11 protein-coding genes and 1 pseudogene are annotated in these 18,717 nt (G+C 43.6%); 10 read left to right on the top strand and 2 right to left on the bottom strand.

Annotation, left to right across the window (positions count from 1 at the left end; translation table 11 throughout):
• Positions 1-94 precede the first annotated feature (94 nt).
• The 3 genes from QT973_RS25735 (at position 95) to QT973_RS25745 (ending at position 3,653) form a co-directional block, all read left to right on the top strand.
• A complete protein-coding gene (locus QT973_RS25735; RefSeq protein ID WP_333392490.1) occupies positions 95-1,531 on the top strand; it encodes an ammonium transporter in 1,437 nt (478 codons plus the stop codon).
• Positions 1,532-1,769: 238 nt separating this feature from the next.
• Complete coding sequence (locus QT973_RS25740) at positions 1,770-2,975, top strand: 4-hydroxy-3-methylbut-2-enyl diphosphate reductase (protein WP_333341133.1); 1,206 nt, start codon at positions 1,770-1,772, stop codon at positions 2,973-2,975.
• 534 nt (positions 2,976-3,509) lie between these two features.
• Positions 3,510-3,653 carry a hypothetical protein gene (locus tag QT973_RS25745; RefSeq protein WP_333056986.1) on the top strand — a complete coding sequence of 48 codons (144 nt, stop codon included), beginning with the start codon at positions 3,510-3,512 and terminating at the stop codon, positions 3,651-3,653.
• A 25-nt stretch (positions 3,654-3,678) separates the two neighbouring features.
• On the opposite strand, the pseudogene QT973_RS25750 reads toward QT973_RS25745, so the two are convergent.
• A pseudogene (locus QT973_RS25750) lies at positions 3,679-4,262 on the bottom strand (IS1 family transposase); the annotation flags it as partial.
• Positions 4,263-4,434: 172 nt separating this feature from the next.
• Here QT973_RS25750 and QT973_RS25755 point away from each other — a divergent pair.
• A complete protein-coding gene (locus tag QT973_RS25755) occupies positions 4,435-4,899 on the top strand; it encodes a hypothetical protein (RefSeq protein WP_333056987.1) in 465 nt (154 codons plus the stop codon).
• Between the two features lie 97 nt (positions 4,900-4,996).
• On the opposite strand, the gene sds is transcribed toward QT973_RS25755, so the two are convergent.
• A complete protein-coding gene (sds, locus tag QT973_RS25760) occupies positions 4,997-5,968 on the bottom strand; it encodes a solanesyl diphosphate synthase (protein WP_333211994.1) in 972 nt (323 codons plus the stop codon).
• Positions 5,969-7,711: 1,743 nt separating this feature from the next.
• Between sds and QT973_RS27140 the strand changes: the two genes are divergently transcribed.
• From QT973_RS27140 to QT973_RS25785, 6 genes are all read left to right on the top strand, one after another.
• Positions 7,712-7,879, top strand: coding sequence for an ATP-binding protein (locus QT973_RS27140; RefSeq protein WP_333211996.1), 168 nt, complete (start codon positions 7,712-7,714; stop codon positions 7,877-7,879).
• Between the two features lie 158 nt (positions 7,880-8,037).
• Positions 8,038-10,581 carry a CBS domain-containing protein gene (locus tag QT973_RS25765; RefSeq protein WP_333180435.1) on the top strand — a complete coding sequence of 848 codons (2,544 nt, stop codon included), beginning with the start codon at positions 8,038-8,040 and terminating at the stop codon, positions 10,579-10,581.
• 60 nt (positions 10,582-10,641) lie between these two features.
• A complete protein-coding gene (locus QT973_RS25770; protein WP_333056990.1) occupies positions 10,642-11,040 on the top strand; it encodes a response regulator in 399 nt (132 codons plus the stop codon).
• Positions 11,037-14,195 carry a PAS domain S-box protein gene (locus QT973_RS25775; protein WP_333180434.1) on the top strand — a complete coding sequence of 1,053 codons (3,159 nt, stop codon included), beginning with the start codon at positions 11,037-11,039 and terminating at the stop codon, positions 14,193-14,195. The genes QT973_RS25770 and QT973_RS25775 overlap by 4 nt, the downstream gene beginning before the upstream one ends.
• A 296-nt stretch (positions 14,196-14,491) precedes the next feature.
• Positions 14,492-16,432 carry a response regulator gene (locus QT973_RS25780; protein WP_333392492.1) on the top strand — a complete coding sequence of 647 codons (1,941 nt, stop codon included), beginning with the start codon at positions 14,492-14,494 and terminating at the stop codon, positions 16,430-16,432.
• On the top strand, positions 16,433-18,340 hold the full coding sequence (locus QT973_RS25785) for a PAS domain S-box protein (RefSeq protein ID WP_333056993.1): 1,908 nt from the start codon (positions 16,433-16,435) through the stop codon (positions 18,338-18,340). It abuts the gene before it with no gap.
• Positions 18,341-18,717: the final 377 nt, after the last annotated feature.

An 18,717-nucleotide genomic window follows, 5' to 3' on the forward strand; every position in this document is an offset into this window, starting at 1 on the left:
GCTCAAAGTAAAAGTGAAAGGGGAGGGACTTGAAGCCTCCCATGTCTATAAATGACTATACTTTTACCAGCTATGAGAAGGTACAACAACTAACGTGATCAAAAAAAGTTTAACGATCGGCATCATCGCGCTGTGGCTGTTAAGCGTACCGCTAACGGACAATGCCTTAGCTCAAGATGCTGCTGGTACTGCTGCGGTGGTGCCAAATCCGATCGACACCGGCGATACGGCCTGGATGTTGGTTTCCTCAGCACTGGTATTGCTGATGACACCGGGGCTGGCGTTTTTCTACGGGGGACTGGTGCGATCGCGCAACGTCCTCAACACCATGATGATGAGCTTAATCATGATGGGACTGATCGGCGTCACATGGACGCTGTGGGGCTACAGTTTGGCCTTTGATGTCACCGCCAGCAACCTCGATGCTAAAGGGTTTGGGCAAGGGATCGAAAGCTTCATCGGCGGCTTCGACTGGATGTTCTTGAACAACGTCACGGCGGACACACCAGATCCGAGCGGCTACGCACCGACAATACCCCACCAAGTCTTCATGGTTTACCAGATGATGTTCGCCATCATCACTCCAGCCTTGATTTCCGGGGCGATCGTCGAACGGGTAACATTTAAAACCTATTTCTGGTTCGTGCTGCTGTGGTCTACCTTTATCTACTCTCCTTTAGCTCACTGGGTTTGGGGTAGAGGCTGGCTGGAGGCGATCGGAGTTTTAGACTTTGCCGGCGGCACAGTCGTGCACATCAGTTGCGGTGTTTCTGCAGTTGTCGCAGCTTGGGTAATCGGGCCCCGCAAAGACCACTTGAAGAAACCCCACACCCCCCACAACGTACCCTACGTCTTGTTGGGAATTGGGATGCTGTGGTTTGGCTGGTTTGGCTTCAACGGCGGTAGCGCTTTGGGAGCTGGTTCTTTAGCAACAGTGGCTTTTGTCACCACCATGATTTCTGCAGCAGTCGGCGGTTTAACTTGGACAATTGTCGAATGGGTGCTCAGAGGCAAACCGACAGCAGTGGGAATTGCTAGCGGTTTCCTCGCGGGATTGGTGGGCATCACACCTGCCGCTGGATTCGTTCTGCCAGTAGGAGCGCTTTTGATCGGATCGATCACTTCGGTTTGTTGCTTCTTTGCCATTAGCTGGCGCGCTAAGCTTGGATTTGATGACTCTTTGGATACCTACCCGCTTCACGGCGTCGGCGGAACTGTGGGCGTTATTCTGACGGGCGTATTTGCCACTAAAGCGGTTAACTTTGCCGGAAATGACGGGCTGTTTGCCGGGAATCCGGGGCAAATCGGCACCCAGTTGATAGGCGTTCTAGCTACTTACGTGTTTGCGGGTGTCGGCACTTTTGCGATCCTGAAAATTTTGGAACAGTTTATGGAACTGCGAGTGCCGTCATCTGCTGAAGACAAAGGTTTGGATATTGACTTGCACGGGGAAGAAGCTTACGGTGAGGATTTTGGCGGCGGTTTCAGTTCGTTTGAATCGAGTTCTCCTTTTGCGCCGAAGAAGATTTGAAGCTGATTATTTGAATAAGTTCGATCGTGTAGAGATGCAGGTATCTGGGTCTCTACGCTTTTTTTTAAGTTTTTTTTAACGAGTCGCGAAGGCGCGTTCATTCTTTCTTGGCTCTCAATTCAATGTGTCGATCGTATAAATAGCATATGCCCTGTTTGCTACTGAGCCAATAAGTCCGATCGCACCCCAGGCATTCTAAAATCAAAGGTAATTAACCTAGATTTCAACTCAATACCACATGGATACTAAAGCTTTTAAACGATCGCTCCAACAGTCGGAAAACTACCACCGCAAGGGTTTCGGACACGAAGCTGAGGTAGCTGGGGTAATGCAGACGGCTTATCAAAGCAGTCTGATCCAGCAAATTCGCGACAATAATTACAGACTGGAACGTGGGGCTGTCACGATCCGGCTAGCTGAGGCTTTTGGCTTTTGCTGGGGGGTGGAACGCGCTGTAGCTATTGCTTACGAGACTCGCCAGCATTTCCCAACCGAACGGATTTGGATTACTAATGAGATTATTCATAATCCGTCTGTCAATCAGCATTTGCGCGATATGGAAGTTGGTTTTATTGCTGTGGAAAAGGGGCAGAAAGATTTTTCGGTTGTCGATATCGGCGATGTGGTAATTTTACCTGCTTTTGGGGCCAGCGTCCAAGAAATGCAGTTGCTTAATGATAAGGGCTGCAAGATTGTTGATACTACTTGTCCTTGGGTTTCTAAGGTTTGGAATACTGTTGAAAAGCACAAAAAAAAGGATTACACTTCGATTATTCACGGTCAGTACAAGCATGAGGAAACTGTTGCTACGAGTTCTTTTGCTGATAAGTATTTGATTGTGTTGAATTGGCAAGAAGCTGAATATGTCAGCAATTATATCTTGCATGGGGGCGATCGCGCTGAGTTTCTGGCTAAGTTTAGTAAGGCTTATTCTGCTGGTTTTGACCCGGATCTGGATTTAGAAAGGGTGGGAATTGCTAACCAAACTACTATGCTCAAAACAGAGACAGAGAATATTGGCAAGTTGTTTGAAAAAACGATGATGCGGAAGTTCGGGCCGGAGAATTTGAGCGAGCATTTTCTTAGTTTTAATACTATTTGCGATGCGACTCAGGAACGGCAAGATGCTATGTTGAGTTTGGTTGAGGAAAAGTTGGATTTGATGCTGGTGATTGGTGGTTTTAATTCTTCTAATACTACGCATTTGCAGGAAATTGCGATCGACAAAACTGTTCCTTCTTTTCACATTGATTGTGCGGAGCGCATTTTACCGGGAAATCGGATCGAACACAAGCCTTTGGGGGGAGATTTGGTCGTAACTGAAGGTTGGCTACCGGATGGTAAAATTGTAGTGGGCGTGACTTCGGGTGCTTCTACGCCTGATAAGGTTGTTGAAGATGCGATCGATCGCATTTTCGCGATGAAAGCGGCTGCGATTGTGTAATTATATTGTTTCGGGTGCGATTCGTTTAGCCGAGTGCGACCTGATAAGGTTGTTTAGTATGGGAAGCCCACTTCCCTACCGGATTCACACCCGCTACTCCCACGTAAAAAACTTCATTTGAAGTCCGGTCATGCCTCAAGTAAGCAGTCAACAACCCGGTACCGATCGGAGTGTGCGATTCGTTTAACCTAAAGTAAGTTAAAAAGCTTGCGAGACGGTTAGCCCAGTTGATGAGACTGGTGACAACTGGTTACATTTGAAGGTGAACCGCCATGCGGTAAGTCCTTCCCTCCAAGTGCAGGAGTGAAAGCATATCCCCTAGTTTACCGGGTGGCAACCAATAGGCTAAAGCGGGGTAGCCCTGTCAAGGTGTTCTTTATTCAGGCATTCTTGGTGAATCTTGAACGGCAACGGTCGCTGGCGACAAGCTTGGCAACCTTACGAATAAACTTAGATCGGCGACTGTTGCCGTTCTCTTCGATTTGCGGGTATCGGTATAATGGTTGAAACCTTGTAGGACTAGCATACAAGCTATTGGCTCACCCCATCTTGCAGTATTTAGGAGAAACTGCTGCCTCTATGACTGATGTGATGCAATTTCTGGGAGATAGTCCACCAAAGTTACTAGCTAATTATCAAATCAGAATCATTGATGGCAACTGTTTAGCTGCGGGGTAGTAATAAATATGTAGTGATTAGATATTTATTGGCTCAAAACATAGTTGTAATGATGGATAAAATACCAAATAGCACCAATATGGTTTTCTAACTTTTTAGAAAATGAAAGAGTTTTTCTTACGATCCGAAAAACACGTTGGCGCAAAGTATTATTAAATCTTTCAATGTGATTAGTTTTTCCACTGTCTTTCCCAACTGGCTGAGGGCGTAGCGAAGGAAAAATACAAGCATATGCAGCCCAAAAATCTGTATAGCAAACAGCACATTGTCGATATACAGAAGGTAGAGAATTCCATAATTGTTTGGCTCCTTCTTCGCTACGATCACCAATATAAAGACCAATAATTTCTCTGGTCTCTCTATCCATTGCGGCGCCACACCCATTGCTTATTTTCTTGGTAATCTACAAATGGGCACAGTTCATCACATTCAACATTCAATCTGACTTTTTTTAGGTTTAACCTTTACTCTGCGTTCGAGTGAGGCATATTTATTATTTACGTAATCCTGTAACCATTTTTGAGAAACACCCGTGCTTCTAGCTATACCAGCCAAAGAAATATTCTCCAAAAGAAGTTGATCGATTAAATCTTTTGTTGCTGAGCTAATTACCATGAAAATGTGGAATCCTCGATTCACGCGACGAGTCATCCCACACTAATCGAAGCGACAAGCGTGTGGGGATTCCCGTCTGACTAGCTAAACTCCAAGGGGTAATATATACTTGGATGCGAACCTGCTAACCTGAAATTTTTAATTTTAGATATCAAAGAACTGACTGATGGATTTAGACCAACAGATTCAAGCATTGATCGAAAAAGCTCCGCCCGACGGTTCGACGCCACAAATCTTAAAGGCGATCGCCCCGGCCCTGGTGTTAATTGCCCAACAGCTACAGCACCTTGAATACTCGATCCTGCAAGCGGTAGACCAAAGTTGGGCGATCGTGGTTTTGAGCAATCTCAAGCAACCGGGACGGGAGAAGAGGGTGATTTATGCTTGGAGCAGTATTAAAGATGCGTCGCAGGCTGCGGCTGCTGGGGGCGATCGCCTCAGACCGGTGCTTTTGCCTGTCACTCACATTTTATTTCAGATGATAGCTCTCGAAGGTCTTGACAGCATTGTTTTTTTTGAAAGTCCCGGAAATCAGGAAGTCGGGACGGAAATCCCTCGCGAGCAAGTACAGAGTTTAATTAACGTTTACTTGCAACAGTATCGATCGGCTCCACCGCCGGATCTTGCCTAAACAAATCAATTTTCTATTAATTGGTAACAGGGCATTAGGCATTGGGAATTCCCCATTACCAATTCCCCATTACCAATAAAGTGTAACTTTTTAACCTCTAATAAAGTCTACTCAAAACGTATTCAGCCAAATCAATCAAAGCTTGGCGGGACTCTGAATGGGGCAGCGCAGCTAAGTATTCGACTGCTTTCTGTGCGTGGTTTGTGGCTAGTTCTCGCGATCGCTCTATGCCTCTAGAATCTTCTACCAGTGCCAGGGCCTGCTCTAAATCTCCTTCTTGGGCAAATTCCCGTTCTATGAGAACTTCCAAGTAAGGTTTTTCTTCTAGGGCAAATAGTGCGGGTGCTGTCAGATTACCGCTTCTGAGATCCGAGCCTGCAGGTTTCCCCAAAGTTTCCGTTGAAGCGGTGAAATCTAATATATCATCTACTATTTGGAATGCCAAACCAATGTTTCGCCCGTAGTTGTACAAATCGTCTGCTATGGACGCTGAAACCTCGCTCAAACAGCCCGCTGCTTTGGAACTGTTGGCAATTAAAGACGCTGTTTTGTAATAACTTTTTTCGAGGTACGCTTCGATCGACAAGCTGGTGTCAAATCCATTTAGTCCCTGTTGAATTTCCCCCTCAGCTAAATCCATAATCACTTCTGAAAGCAGTTTGACTACTGGCAGGTTGTCGAGATTTGCCAAATGCCAGGAAGATTGAGCAAACAGAAAGTCTCCCGCCAATACTGCCACTCGGTTGTTAAACCGACTGTGAACCGTCGGCACTCCTCGCCGCAGATCCGACTCGTCCACCACGTCGTCGTGCACGAGACTAGCTGTGTGGATCATTTCCGTGATTTCAGCGAGGCGGCGGTGTTTTTCTGTGATTTCCCGATCGGGCATAGTCGCCTTGGCCATCAACAGAACGATCGCGGGTCTCACTCGTTTTCCCTTTGTGCCGAATAAGTATTCTGCAGCCGCGTACAAGATGGGATGACGGGCACCCACTAACTGTTTTAAGTTTTCTGTCAACAGTCGCAGGTCTTCTTCAACCGAGGAAAATAGGAGAGTGCTAGAGATCATGGATACGCCGACTCAAGCCGTAAAGTAACAAAATTTTACATATCATATCTTTATTTTAAGGTAATTCTCTGCAATAGAAAAGAAAAATCTAGGATATCTGCAGTTATTTGTCATCTACCACCCGATGGGAGTCACCCGTCTGCCAGAGGCGAGTAGCCGGCTGCCAGAGGGGTTGCCCCTATTGTATCGAATTGTTAAGGACCTTGCCAAAAATTCTCTAAATCCCAGAAACCCTGTGTTATTATGGGTATTAAGGATTTAAACAATTCTATACATTAAGTACAGCCAGACGGGCAGGTAGCTATTAGGTGCCTGTAAAAGTTTCGTAGAGCCAGCCTTGTTAGTCGATCGCAGCCAAAATTTCTGGTACAGATTTTTAGTTCCTCGCGGCTAAAAGTTTTCAGAAGTTAAGAGTAGCGCATCTTATGTGCACGGTAGCTCAAAGCAGCTAAAGTGGATGGTTTTAGGCTGTTTAAGCATCTGTAAAGCAGTAAATCATTGTTGATGACCGGGAACGCCTAAATGTTCCCGCAGGCTTGATATGGAAAAACAGCCTTCAGAACCAAGGCATGGTCTTGCGTGCTGACTTAATGTAGTAGGTCTTGAACTTGTCCTGCTCCTCCTCGTCCTTGACTTTTGGTTCTAATTATGATTTATCGCGATATTCCTCTAATTATTCCCATTCTGGCCGCCGGCTATGTAATGACTATTTATGTAGTGCTGATGTTGGCCCAACGCAGCGCTAAAATAACTCGATTGGGCGAGTAGTGCACTGCTGGGCAGCCGAAGTCGGCAGCAGCGCCCTCGCTTCACCCTTGAGAATTCGGAATACTCAATAATAACCCTGCCTTGAATGCTTGCGCGCAAAGGCAGGGTTATTATTTACAATTGCGGACACCCTGATTTTCTGGGCTGCTAGTTCCTGCAACACATAGCTACAGTTATCGATGTTCAATGCCAACAGCCTCTGAGGCAGGATATTATAAGTAGCAGCTTGTATCGCTCACGACAAGTTTCATGTCAGGGAAACTCTGCCAATGTTCCGAGAAAGCTATTAATTTTTTGTCAAAAACGCTGATTTTGAAGTTGTCTGCTATGAGGAAAAACTCGCAATATTCCTATTTTTCAGGACAAGAACTTACAAAAATAAAACACGAAATTTCTGAATCGAGCATCCGGCTTGCTCAACATAAGGAATCCATAAATTTGCACTGCAATTACATATTTCATCAAAGGGTGCTTAAGCTGTTGTGCATTTAATTTGTATGTTGAGGGCGGGCAGGATGCCCAACCCCTACTCCCCACAAGAGGAAAAATTTATTTTACTATGCAATTTAAATGCGGATTAGCTTAACTTGCTGAGTCAGTCAGATAGTCTCTGCCATTTATTCACAGCTTGCCAAGAAGATCATCTGGTACACAGAGAGCCACAAAAGTAATTTTTAATTTCAAAAATATTCTCGATATAACTGTATGGTAGAAAAGTAATTGCTACTATTAATAACCCCTTAAAAATTCATTAATTTTTGATTAAAAGACTACAACACCGAGTAGAAATTGTCAGAGAATCTTAAGCTACACTGCCTAAATAGTTGTGTAATCCAGACGAACTAAAACAATTTTCGATAAATCTGATGCACAATGGTTTACAAGCGATAGATAATTGCCTAATTTTAAAATTAGAGGTGAGAGAAGAAAATCAGAGCCGGCGCTCGTCAGTGGCAACTGAATTACTTGGTAATTTTGCCACGAATATGTGACCCGTTGTTTACCACAAAACCCGCCGACGAAGGCAGCGGGTTGGGACTGGAGATTGTTAAAAAAAGTGTGGAAAAACATTTGGCTAAAATAGAAGTAACATCAGTTATCGGCCAAAGGACGTGTATCGTGCCAATTCATATCGCCGTTTAGCGCGATCGCACTAAAAATCATACCAATGCGGGACTAAAATGCAACTTTAGACCGATGTCAATTCTCTATTGCTGTGAGGATACCGCGACTGTAAAATCTGAAATCTAAAATGGTATTAAGTGGCGGTTTCCCCTGCATCTATCCCCCTTGATTTGCCCATGTCACCAACAGTTTCTGATACTCAAAGCTTGCTAGAACAGGCGATCGACCCCAAACCGCCGGTGCTGCCTCCAGACACACCCTTGAAAGTCGCAATTGCTGCCATGACTCAGGCGAGTGCCAGTTGTATTTTAATCGCGTTTGAGCAGAAATTGCTCGGAATTTTTACAGAACGTGATGTTGTGAAAATAACTGCTAGCGAAATACCGCTAGCAGGGGTGGCAATTTCTGAGGTGATGACTGAAAACCCGATCGCCCTGAACCTCGATCAAGGGGGAAATATCTTCAAAGTATTGAGCATATTGCGATCGAAAAGAATCCGTCATTTACCCCTCCTAGACGAAGGTGGCAAGTTACTAGGCGCTATCACCTGCGAAAGCATCCGTCAAATCCTCAAACCGGCCGACTTGCTAAAAATGTGGCGCGCCGAAGAAATTATGACCACACAAGTAATAGTTACCTCAAGCAGCGCTTCAGTTTTAGAAGTCGTAAAACAGATGAGAACCCAGCGAAAAAGCTGCATAGTCATTTGCACTGACAGCGACAACAAAAATCAGAAACCTGTGGGCATAATTACAGAACGCGATATTGTTAAATTCCAAGCTTCGGGGCTAGATTTCGCACGTACTCCCGTCACCGCCGCGATGAGTTTTCCGCTGATACCGTTGCAGGTAAAAGCCACCTTGTGGCAGGCTCACCAGTTAATGCAGCAGCACGGCATCCGGCGCTTGGTGGTGGTGGACGAGGAAGGATATTTAGCCGGAATTGTGACTGAAATTAGCCTGCTGCAGGCCTTAGATCCGGTAGAAATGCACGCAAATGTCGAGCTTTTGCAGGAAACAGTCGCCGACAAAATTCAGGAGTTGAACAAAATGAACGAAGAATTGCAAAAAGAAGCGTTGCGGAGAACTGAAGTCGAGGAAAAATTGCGACTCTTAAATGATAATTTGGAAGAACAAATCAAACAGCGAACTTTAGAATTAATTAATGCCAACAGTCAGTTAAAAAAGGAAATACAAGACCGCACCACCGCTGAATCTGAAGTTCGCCGCCTCAACACCGAACTCGAACAGCGGGTTCTAGATCGCACAGTTCAACTAGCAGCCAGTAACGAAGAATTGCAGCAACAAATTAGCGGTAGAAAATTGCTCGAAGAAAAATTGCACTTTTCTGAAAGGAAAGTACGCGCCGTTTTTGAAGCGATGACAGACATCGTTCTCGTGCTAGATAGTCAGCGGAACATTGAAATTTTGCCAACGAATGTGGCAGCGATTTCTGAGTCTGATTTCGATATAGTCAGCTTGACTATAGAACATTTTCTTGACGATGACAACCCGGATGATTGGTGGGTCTTAGTCCAGCAAGTCTTAGAAACACAACAACCTATCAATTTTGACTACAGCTTAACATTTTGCGATCGCGCAATTTGGTTTTCTGCCTGCATTTCTCTGTTCTCAAAAGATGCAGTTATTTGGGTTGCCCGCAACATTAACGCCCGCAAAATAGCAGAGTCAGCGCTGTGCCAAAAAAATGCAGAGTTATCTCATACCTTAGAAGAACTGAAGCGGACTCAAAAAGAACTTATTCAATCAGAAAAAATGGCAGCCCTCGGACAGTTAATTGCCGGAGTTGCTCATGAAATCAATTCTCCTTTAGGGGCGATTCGCTCTTCTGTGCAGAACATCGCCGACTTCTGGACGGAACAGTTGCAGCAGTTGCCGATATTTTTTCAACAACTATCCCCGGAAAGGCGACAGGATTTCTTTGCTTTACTACACAAGTCCAGCCAAGAAACAGATACATTATCTAGTAAAGAAAAACGTCAGTTAAAAAAACTTTTGCAGGGTAAATTAGAATCAGAAAACATTGACGACGCCGCTAGTCTTGCCTGTACTTTATTAGATATCGGTATCGGCAATAATTTAGAACCTTTTTTACCTTTGTTGAAAGACAGCCAAAGTCGAAACATTGTACAAATCGCCTACCAATTTGCTACGGTACTAAAAAGTACCAAAAATATTGCTACTGCCACGGATAGGGCAGCTAAAATCGTTTTTGCTTTGAAAAGCTACTCTCGTTACGACCAGTCGGGTTCTAAAGTAATCGCTAATATTACCGACGGTATTGATACTGTTTTAACGCTTTACCAGTACCAAATCAAACACGGTGTGGAAGTAGTCAGAAACTATGGTACTAATTTGCCCTCTGTGCTATGCTATCCTGATGAACTCAGTCAAGTTTGGACAAATTTAGTTCACAATGCTTTACAAGCGATGGGTAACAAAGGCGTGTTAAAAATTGATGTCAAACACCAAGCGAATGCAATATCAGTCAGTATTACCGACAGTGGCCCCGGCATTCCCCCAGAAATTATGCCGAGAATTTTTGAGCCGTTTTTTACAACTAAACCTCCAGGGGAAGGCAGTGGGTTGGGATTAGATATAGTTCAAAAAATTCTGGAGAAACATCAAGGTGGACTGCAAGTAGAAAGCGTGCCTGGTCAAACAAAATTTACTATATCCTTGCCCATAGGAATCCCTTGATAGCAATAAAAAAAACCGGGAAATTACCCAATTTTACAATTTTAATAGAAGTAAAGTTTTATGTCTAAACCAGTAATTTTGTGCGTTGACGATGAAGTTGTGGTCTTAAATAGTTTGAAAATTCAACTTAAAAAAGAATTTGGGGATGCTTACCTCTATGAAGTAGCAGAAAATGCAGATGAAGCTCTGGAAATTATGGAGGAAATTCAAAAAGAAGATGAAAGTGATATTTTAGTCATAGTATCTGACTGGTTAATGCCAGGGATTAAAGGAGATGATTTTTTGATTATGGTTCACCAAAAATATCCTAAAATTGTGAAAGTTATGCTGACCGGGCAAGCAGACGAAGTAGCAATATCACGGGTGAAAGAGCAAGCAAACTTGCACCGTTGTTTGTACAAGCCGTGGGAGCGCCAAGAATTAGTAGAAACTATAAAATCTGGTTTGACAAAAATATGAACAATAAACCTGTGATTATTTGTGTGGATGACGAACCGATAATTCTGGAAAGTTTGAAAATTGAGTTAAAAAAAACCCTGGGGGAAGAACACTTATTAGAAACCGCTGAAGGTGGCGAAGATGCTTTAGAGTTAATCGAGGAATTACTGGCAGAGGGCTGCGAAATAGTAGCAGTAATTTCCGACTATCTGATGCCGAATATCAAAGGGGACGAATTGCTGAAGCAGATTCACCGAATTTTGCCAAAGACTATCAAAATTATGCTGACGGGGCAAGCAGACTTAGAAGCCGTGGCGAATACTATTAAATATGCTAAATTGTACCGATACATATCGAAACCTTGGCAGTCGGAAGATTTGAAGTTGACGGTAAAAGAAGCGATTAACAGCTATTTTAGGGAGAAGCAATTAGCGCAACAAAATGCTCAGCTCCAAAAGCTAAATCAAGAACTGGAAACTTTAGTCGAGGAGCGGACTGCACAACTGCGCTTGTCTGAGGAAAAGTTTGCTAAAGCTTTTCGTTCTTCTCCCAACCCGATTACTATTACCAGATTTAATGACGGTCGTTATTTAGAAATTAATGAGGCTTTTTGTCAGACTATTGGTTATTCTGCTGCAGAAATTATCGATCGCACGGCGCTTGAGTTGAATCTTTGGGAAAATATACAAGCCCGCGCCGAGTTGTTTAAACTGTTAGATGAAAAACAAATTATTCTGAATTACGAATTTAATTTTCGCACTAAAACAGGGGAAGTTAGAACGGGGCTGCTGTCAGCAGAAATCATTGAAATTCATGGGGAAACCTGCGTAATTTCTGTGATTCAAGATATTAGCGATCGCAAATTAGCGGAAGAAAAACTCCGAGCTATAGCGGCTTCTTTAGCAGCAGCGCAAAGAATCGCCCGTGTCGGTAATTGGGAATGCGATTTATCGGCCAACACAACTACTTGGTCGGAAGAATTATCTCGGATTTTTGGGATCGCTCCAACCGAGCCTGCGCCAACACTAACTGAGTTTTTGCAATACGTGCATCCCGACGATCGACAAAAGTGGCAAACAACGATCGACACTGCTATTGCTAGCGGGCAATCTTACACTTTGGAATATCGAATTCTGCGCCCGGAACAGAAAATTGTTGCGGATAATTCTCCGTCACAAATAAGTGAAGCCGGCTTCATCCGCTACATCGAAGCCAGAGGAGAAGTAGTTGTCAACCAACAAGGGCAAGTGACAAAACTATTCACAACTTTGATGGACATTACTCCACGCAAGCTAGCAGAAATAGCCCTTGCAGAGAGCGAAGAAAAATACCGTCATTTAGTTGAGACTTCCCAAGATATTATCTGGTCTTGCAATGCTCAAGGACACATTACTTTTGTCAACCAAGCAGTTAAACAAATATACGGTTACGAGCCTGAAGAAATGCTCGGCTGTTCTTTTAGCGATTTCTTGGCTCCCGGAGAAATAGACTGGAAATGGGAACTTCAGCAGCGCTTGCTGACGGGAAAAACTGTGTTTCAGTACGAAAATATAGTATTAGGAAAAGACGGTAGAAAGATTGATGTAAATACCAAGGCGATCGCGCGCATGGACGCTGAAGGCAACATCATCGGCACAACAGGCACTGCTAGCGATATTACCGAACGCAAACAAGCTGAAATAGTCCTGCAAAAAGCCAAAGAAGAAGCCGACAGAGCGAACAGGGCAAAAAGCGAATTTCTCTCGAATATGAGCCACGAATTGCGAACTCCCCTCAACGCAATTCTCGGTTTCAGCCAACTGCTTGCCCGCGACCCAGACCTCGATGCAGACCAACAGCAATACTTAGGAATTATTACCCAGAGCGGGGAACATTTGCTTGTTCTGATTAACAATATTCTGCAAATGTCAAAAATTGAAGTCGGGCTGGTGACACTTAATAATAGCACCTTCGACTTACACAAAATGCTAAAAAATACTGAAAATATGCTGAAGCTGCAAGCCGAAAAAAAAGGGTTGCAGTTAATTTTTGATTGTTCACCAGCTCTCCCTCAATATATAGAAACTGACGAAAGCAAGTTGCGACAAGTCTTGATAAATGTAGTCGGAAATGCTATTAAGTTCACGGCAGAAGGTGGTGTCAACTTGAGAATCAAACATGAGTTGTTAAAAACTAAAAACGAGGGAGAGATTCAACCAATTGACAGTTGCTGTTTGCTATTTGAAGTGGAAGACACTGGTGCTGGAATTTCGGCGGAAGAAATGGAGAATTTGTTTAAACCTTTCGCGCAAACAGAGAGCGGGAAAAAAGCTCAAGAAGGAACCGGTTTGGGCTTGCCAATCAGCCAGCAGTTCGTTAAGTTAATGGGAGGGAAGATGACGGTAACAAGCACCCTCGGTCGCGGCAGCATTTTTAGATTTGATGTTAAAGTTTCGCTCCCTAATGCAGTGGAAATTCAGGTGGCTCAAACAGCTCGCCGAGTGGTGGGCCTGGAACCCGGACAGCCAGAATACCGGATTTTAGCTGTTGACGATCGCCTGGAAAGCCGCTTGCTGTTGGTTAGAATGCTGACATCCCTTGGCTTTGCGGTGCAGGAAGCTGAAAATGGGGTTCAAGCTGTGGAAATGTGGTCGAGTTGGGAACCTCATTTGATTTGGATGGATATGCGGATGCCGGTGATGGACGGTTACGAAGCTACTAAACAGATTAAAGCGCATTTGAAAGGTCAAGCAACGGTGATTATTGCTCTGACTGCAAGTGCTTTTGATGAGGAGCGATCGCTGATTTTGTCTGCTGGTTGCGATGATTTTGTAGCGAAGCCTTTTCGGGAGCAAGTGATTCTGGAAAAGATGGCTAAGTATCTGGGAGTCCGCTATGTTTACGATCGAGAAGCTTCGCTAAGTTCTGATGCTGCGGTGTCCGGCGAGGTTTCCAGGGTAAGTGAAACGGCTGATTTGGCTTTTACGCTGAATACTTCATTTTTGGAAGCTATGCCTGCGGAATGGGTTGATGAATTGTATTCTGCGGCGGATGCGGTTGATAACGAGGAGATTTTTCGGCTGTTGTTGTCGATTCCTCCTATTAATGCTAGTTTCGGCAACGCGATCGCCGATTTGGCGAATAACTTCCGGTGCGATCGGATTATCGATTTGATTGAGGAGTTTAGAAATTGTTGAAGGATGAAAGAAGAAGGGATAATAGTGGCAGGTTCAGGATTATTGATTGTGTAGGTCGATCGCCTATTTGTAAACTCGCCTGCGGGCGATCGACTAATTTACTTGTAGCCAAGCTCCACACCCTGCCAATCATCAGTCCTTCCCAATTCTTTAATCTCCAATATCTAATCTCAAATCTTAACTAGGATAAGTTCTGTAAATATAAAAGGAGTTGATTGAGGAGGGAGTGCTATAATGACTATTTAACCACTATTGATAATTCCCACAAATTTTAAATTAACAAAAAATAGCGATCGATGATCAAAAATCAAATAGAAGAAAATAAAGGCAACATATTAATTGTTGACGATACTCCAGAAAATTTGCAAGTTTTATCAGCAACGCTGTCCGATAGGGGCTACAAAGTCCGCGGCGTAATTAACGGCAAAATGGCAATCAGGGCCGCGCGCTCTGGTTGTCCCGATTTGATTTTGCTCGACATCAAAATGCCGGAAATGGACGGCTACGAAGTCTGCACCCAGCTCAAGGAAGATCCGAAGACATCCGAAATTCCTGTGATTTTTATCAGCGCTTTAGATGAAGTATTGGACAAACTAACCGCCTTTCAAGTGGGAGGGGTTGATTATGTCACAAAACCGTTTCATGTAGCAGAAGTTTTAGCGCGAATCGAACACCAACTGACTATCCAGAGATTGAAAAAACAATTGCTCGATCGCAATAAAGAACTGCAAGAAGAAATAATAGAACGCAAAAAAGCCGAAGAAGCAGCGGCCGCTGCATCGCTAGCAAAAAGTCAATTCGTTGCCAACATGAGCCACGAATTGCGGACTCCCCTGAACGCCATCCTGGGTTTTACCCAAGTCATGAGCCGCGACTCTTTGCTGGGCCACGAAAATCTCGAAAATCTCCGAATTATTAACCGCAGCGGTCAACATTTGCTGGAACTAATTAACGATGTTTTAGACTTGTCGAAAATAGAAGCAGGGATAATTGGCTTAGATCAACGCAGCTTTGACCTTTATCAACTCCTCGACACTCTCGAAGAAATGTTTCAAATTAAAGCTGAAACAAAAAAAATGCAACTGAGATTTTCCGTCGAGGCTAATGTTCCCCAATATATAAAAACTGACGAAAAAAAGCTGCGCGTTTGCTTAATTAACCTGCTGGCAAATGCCATGAAATTCACTCACGACGGGGGCCGTATTTGGCTGCGCGTGAGCGTGGAAAGCAACCAGCCACAGTCGGCAGAATCGGAAAGTCATCTTAACTATACCTTCGTCGATCCATTGTTAATTTTGTTTGAAGTTGAAGACACTGGAATTGGCATAGCAGCAGCAGAAATTGATACTTTATTTGATGCTTTTGTGCAAACACAAGCGGGGAGAAAAGCGGCTGATGGTACGGGATTGGGTTTGACAATTACTAAAAAATACGTGCAAATAATGGGCGGGGATATTTGGGTAAAAAGTGTTTTAGGTGAGGGAACCAGTTTTAAATTTAATATCCGAGTATTGGCCGCTATTTCGTCGGAAATAACCGTGGCGACATTTCAGCGTGCGATCGGACTAGAAGCAGATCAACCGATTTATCGGATTTTAGCAGTTGACGACAATCAAGAAAATCGGCTGCTGCTGGTTAAAATGTTGCAACCAATTGGTTTTGAAGTCCGAGAAGCGGAAAATGGCTACCAAGCGGTTGAACTTTGGGAAAGTTGGCAGCCTCATTTAATTTGGCTGGATACGCGAATGCCAGTAATGGACGGTTTTGAAGCTGTCCGACAAATTAGAGCCAAAGAGAAACAAACTCAGTGGCGAACTGTAATTATTGCTCTGACTGCTAGCACTTTTGAGGAAAAAAAAGGCGAAATTATCGCCGCAGGTTGCGACGATTTTGTGCGGAAACCTTTTCAAGAACAAATCCTTTTTGATAAGATGGCTTGCTACTTGGGAGTGCGCTATCTTTATCAAGAGTTGCCCCGACTCCCTGTCGGGGCTTTACGGCGTTATTGTGTGAACGAAAAACCCGATTCATTTTTCGGAGGGCTGCTGGCTCAAATGCCTCAAAGCTGGGTGAAGGAACTCCATGACGCAGCTAATGATGTTAATGAAGAGCTGGCGATTCAACTTGTCGATCGCATCTGGGAAAGTCATCCAACTTTAGCTGAGGCTTTAAAAGATTTGCTTGCCGATTACCGACTCGACAAGATAATGGATTTAACTCGATCGAGTTTAAAATAAATGGATAATAGCGAAATTAAAGTATTGGTGGTTGATGACCAACCAAGCAATCTGCGGTTCTTATCCAAACTGCTAACATCCCAGGGCTATCAAGTTTACCGAGCTATTTCCGGTCAACTGGCGTTGAATGTGGCGATCGCCCATCGCCCGGATTTAATTTTGCTCGACATTAGAATGCCGGAAATGAGCGGTTATGAAGTTTGTCGGAGACTGAAAGCGACACCTGAAACTGAACAAATTCCGGTAATTTTTTTAAGCGTATTAGATGAAATGAACGATAAATTACAAGCTTTTCGAGTAGGAGGCGCCGACTATATTACGAAACCATTTCAAGTAGAAGAAGTTTTAGCGCGCATCGACAAGCAAGTCCGCTTGCAAAAGCTGCAACAGCAATTAAAAGAACAAAATTATCAACTGCAACAGTCGCAGTCGCTGCTGGCTAGCATATTAAATAGTTCCTTAGACTGTGTGGTGGCTTATTCTGCAGTCCGCAACAGTGAGGGAAATATTGTAGATTTCCAGTGGCTGTTGATTAACCCTGCTGCTGAAAAATTTTATGGTCTGCTATTAAATGAGATAGTTGGCAAGAATTTGTTAGCCAAAGTTTCCCAAGTTAGCAATAACAGGTTATTTGATTTGTATGTTTCTGTAGTAGAAACAGGAGAAACTGTAGACCAAGAATTTTATTATGAACAGGAGGGAGATACAATTGTTTGGCTGCACATTGTGGCGGTCAAATTAAACGATGGTCTGGCAGTAACATTTCGTAACATTACCGAGCGTAAACGAGCAGAAATTGCCCTACGAGACAGCGAAGAACGCTTCCGCGCGATATTCGAGCAAGCTGCGGTCGGCATAGCTAAAACAGCGCTTTGCGGTAAATTTATGCGGGTAAATCCTGGCTTTTGTCAAATTGTCCGCTATGCACAATCTGAATTGTTACAGCAAAATTGGGAGGCAATTACTCACCCAGATGACAGAGAAGCGGACAGAGAATACCTGGGTTCGCTGTTATCTGGGAAGATTCAAACTTTTTCTGTGGAAAAGCGTTTGCTATGCAAAGATGAGGCAGTGCGCTGGGCAAATGTTACTGTGTCGGCAATGCGCGATGTCAAGGGGACGCTGCAGTATTTGATTTGTGCGATCGAGGATATTTCTGAACGCAAGCTGGTACAAGAAATGCTGCAAGCGAGTTTAGACGCTCAAACCCGCTACGCTCAAGAATTAACTCGTTCTAATGCCGAACTAGAACAGTTTGCTTATGTGGCTTCTCATGATTTGCAAGCGCCTTTGAGCACGATTGCTGGCTACGCTCAACTATTAGAAAAACGCTTTCCCAACCAACTTGATGCCCAAGGGAATAAATTTATCCGCAATATTGTTCATTCTTGCGATCGGATGCAGGCGCTCATTGATGACTTGCTGGAGTATTCGCGGGTAGGTCGCAGTCAGAAACCTTTTGAGCTCATAGATTGCAATCAGGTTTTTGAGGATGCTTGTGCTAATTTGCATTTGGCCATCCGCGAGAATCAAGCTTCAGTTACTAAGGGGAATTTGCCAAGGGTAAAAGCTGACTCTTTTCAACTGCTGCAACTGTTTCAAAATTTAATTGGTAACGCCATTAAGTACCGCAGCAGTGAGGCGCCGGTGGTGCAGGTGGACGCTTCGCATCAGGGGGATAGCTGGGTGTTTTCAGTGCAGGATAATGGTATTGGGATTGCCTCACAGTATCATCCGCGAATTTTTCAGATTTTTCAGCGCTTGCACACCCAAAAACAGTATTCGGGAACTGGTATCGGTTTAGCGATTTGTCAAAGAATTGTCGAGCGGCATGGCGGCAGCCTGTGGGTAGAATCAGAACCCAATCGAGGCTCGACTTTTTATTTTTCTATTCCTATATCAAAGTAAAGTCAATCGATTTTAGATTTTAGATTTTAGATTTTAGATTTTAGGTTTTAGGTTTTAGATTGCAGATTTTAGGTTTTAGATTGTAGATTGTAGATTGTAGATTTTAGGTTTTAGGTTTTAGATTGTAGATTGTATATTTTAGGTTTTAGATTGTAGATTGTAGATTGTAGATTGTAGATTGTAGATTGTAGATTGTAGATTTTAGATTTTAGATTGTAGATTGTAGATTGTAGATTGTAGATTGTAGATTTTAGATTTTAGATTTTAGATTTTAGATTTTAGATTTTAGATTTTAGATTGTAGATTTTAGATTTTAGATTTTAGATTTTAGATTTTAGATTTTAGATTTTAGATTTTAGATTTTAGATTTTAGATTT

The sequence above is a fragment of the Microcoleus sp. Z1_A1 genome (assembly GCF_036700305.1).
In the GTDB taxonomy this organism is placed as follows: Bacteria; Cyanobacteriota; Cyanobacteriia; order Cyanobacteriales; family Microcoleaceae; genus Microcoleus.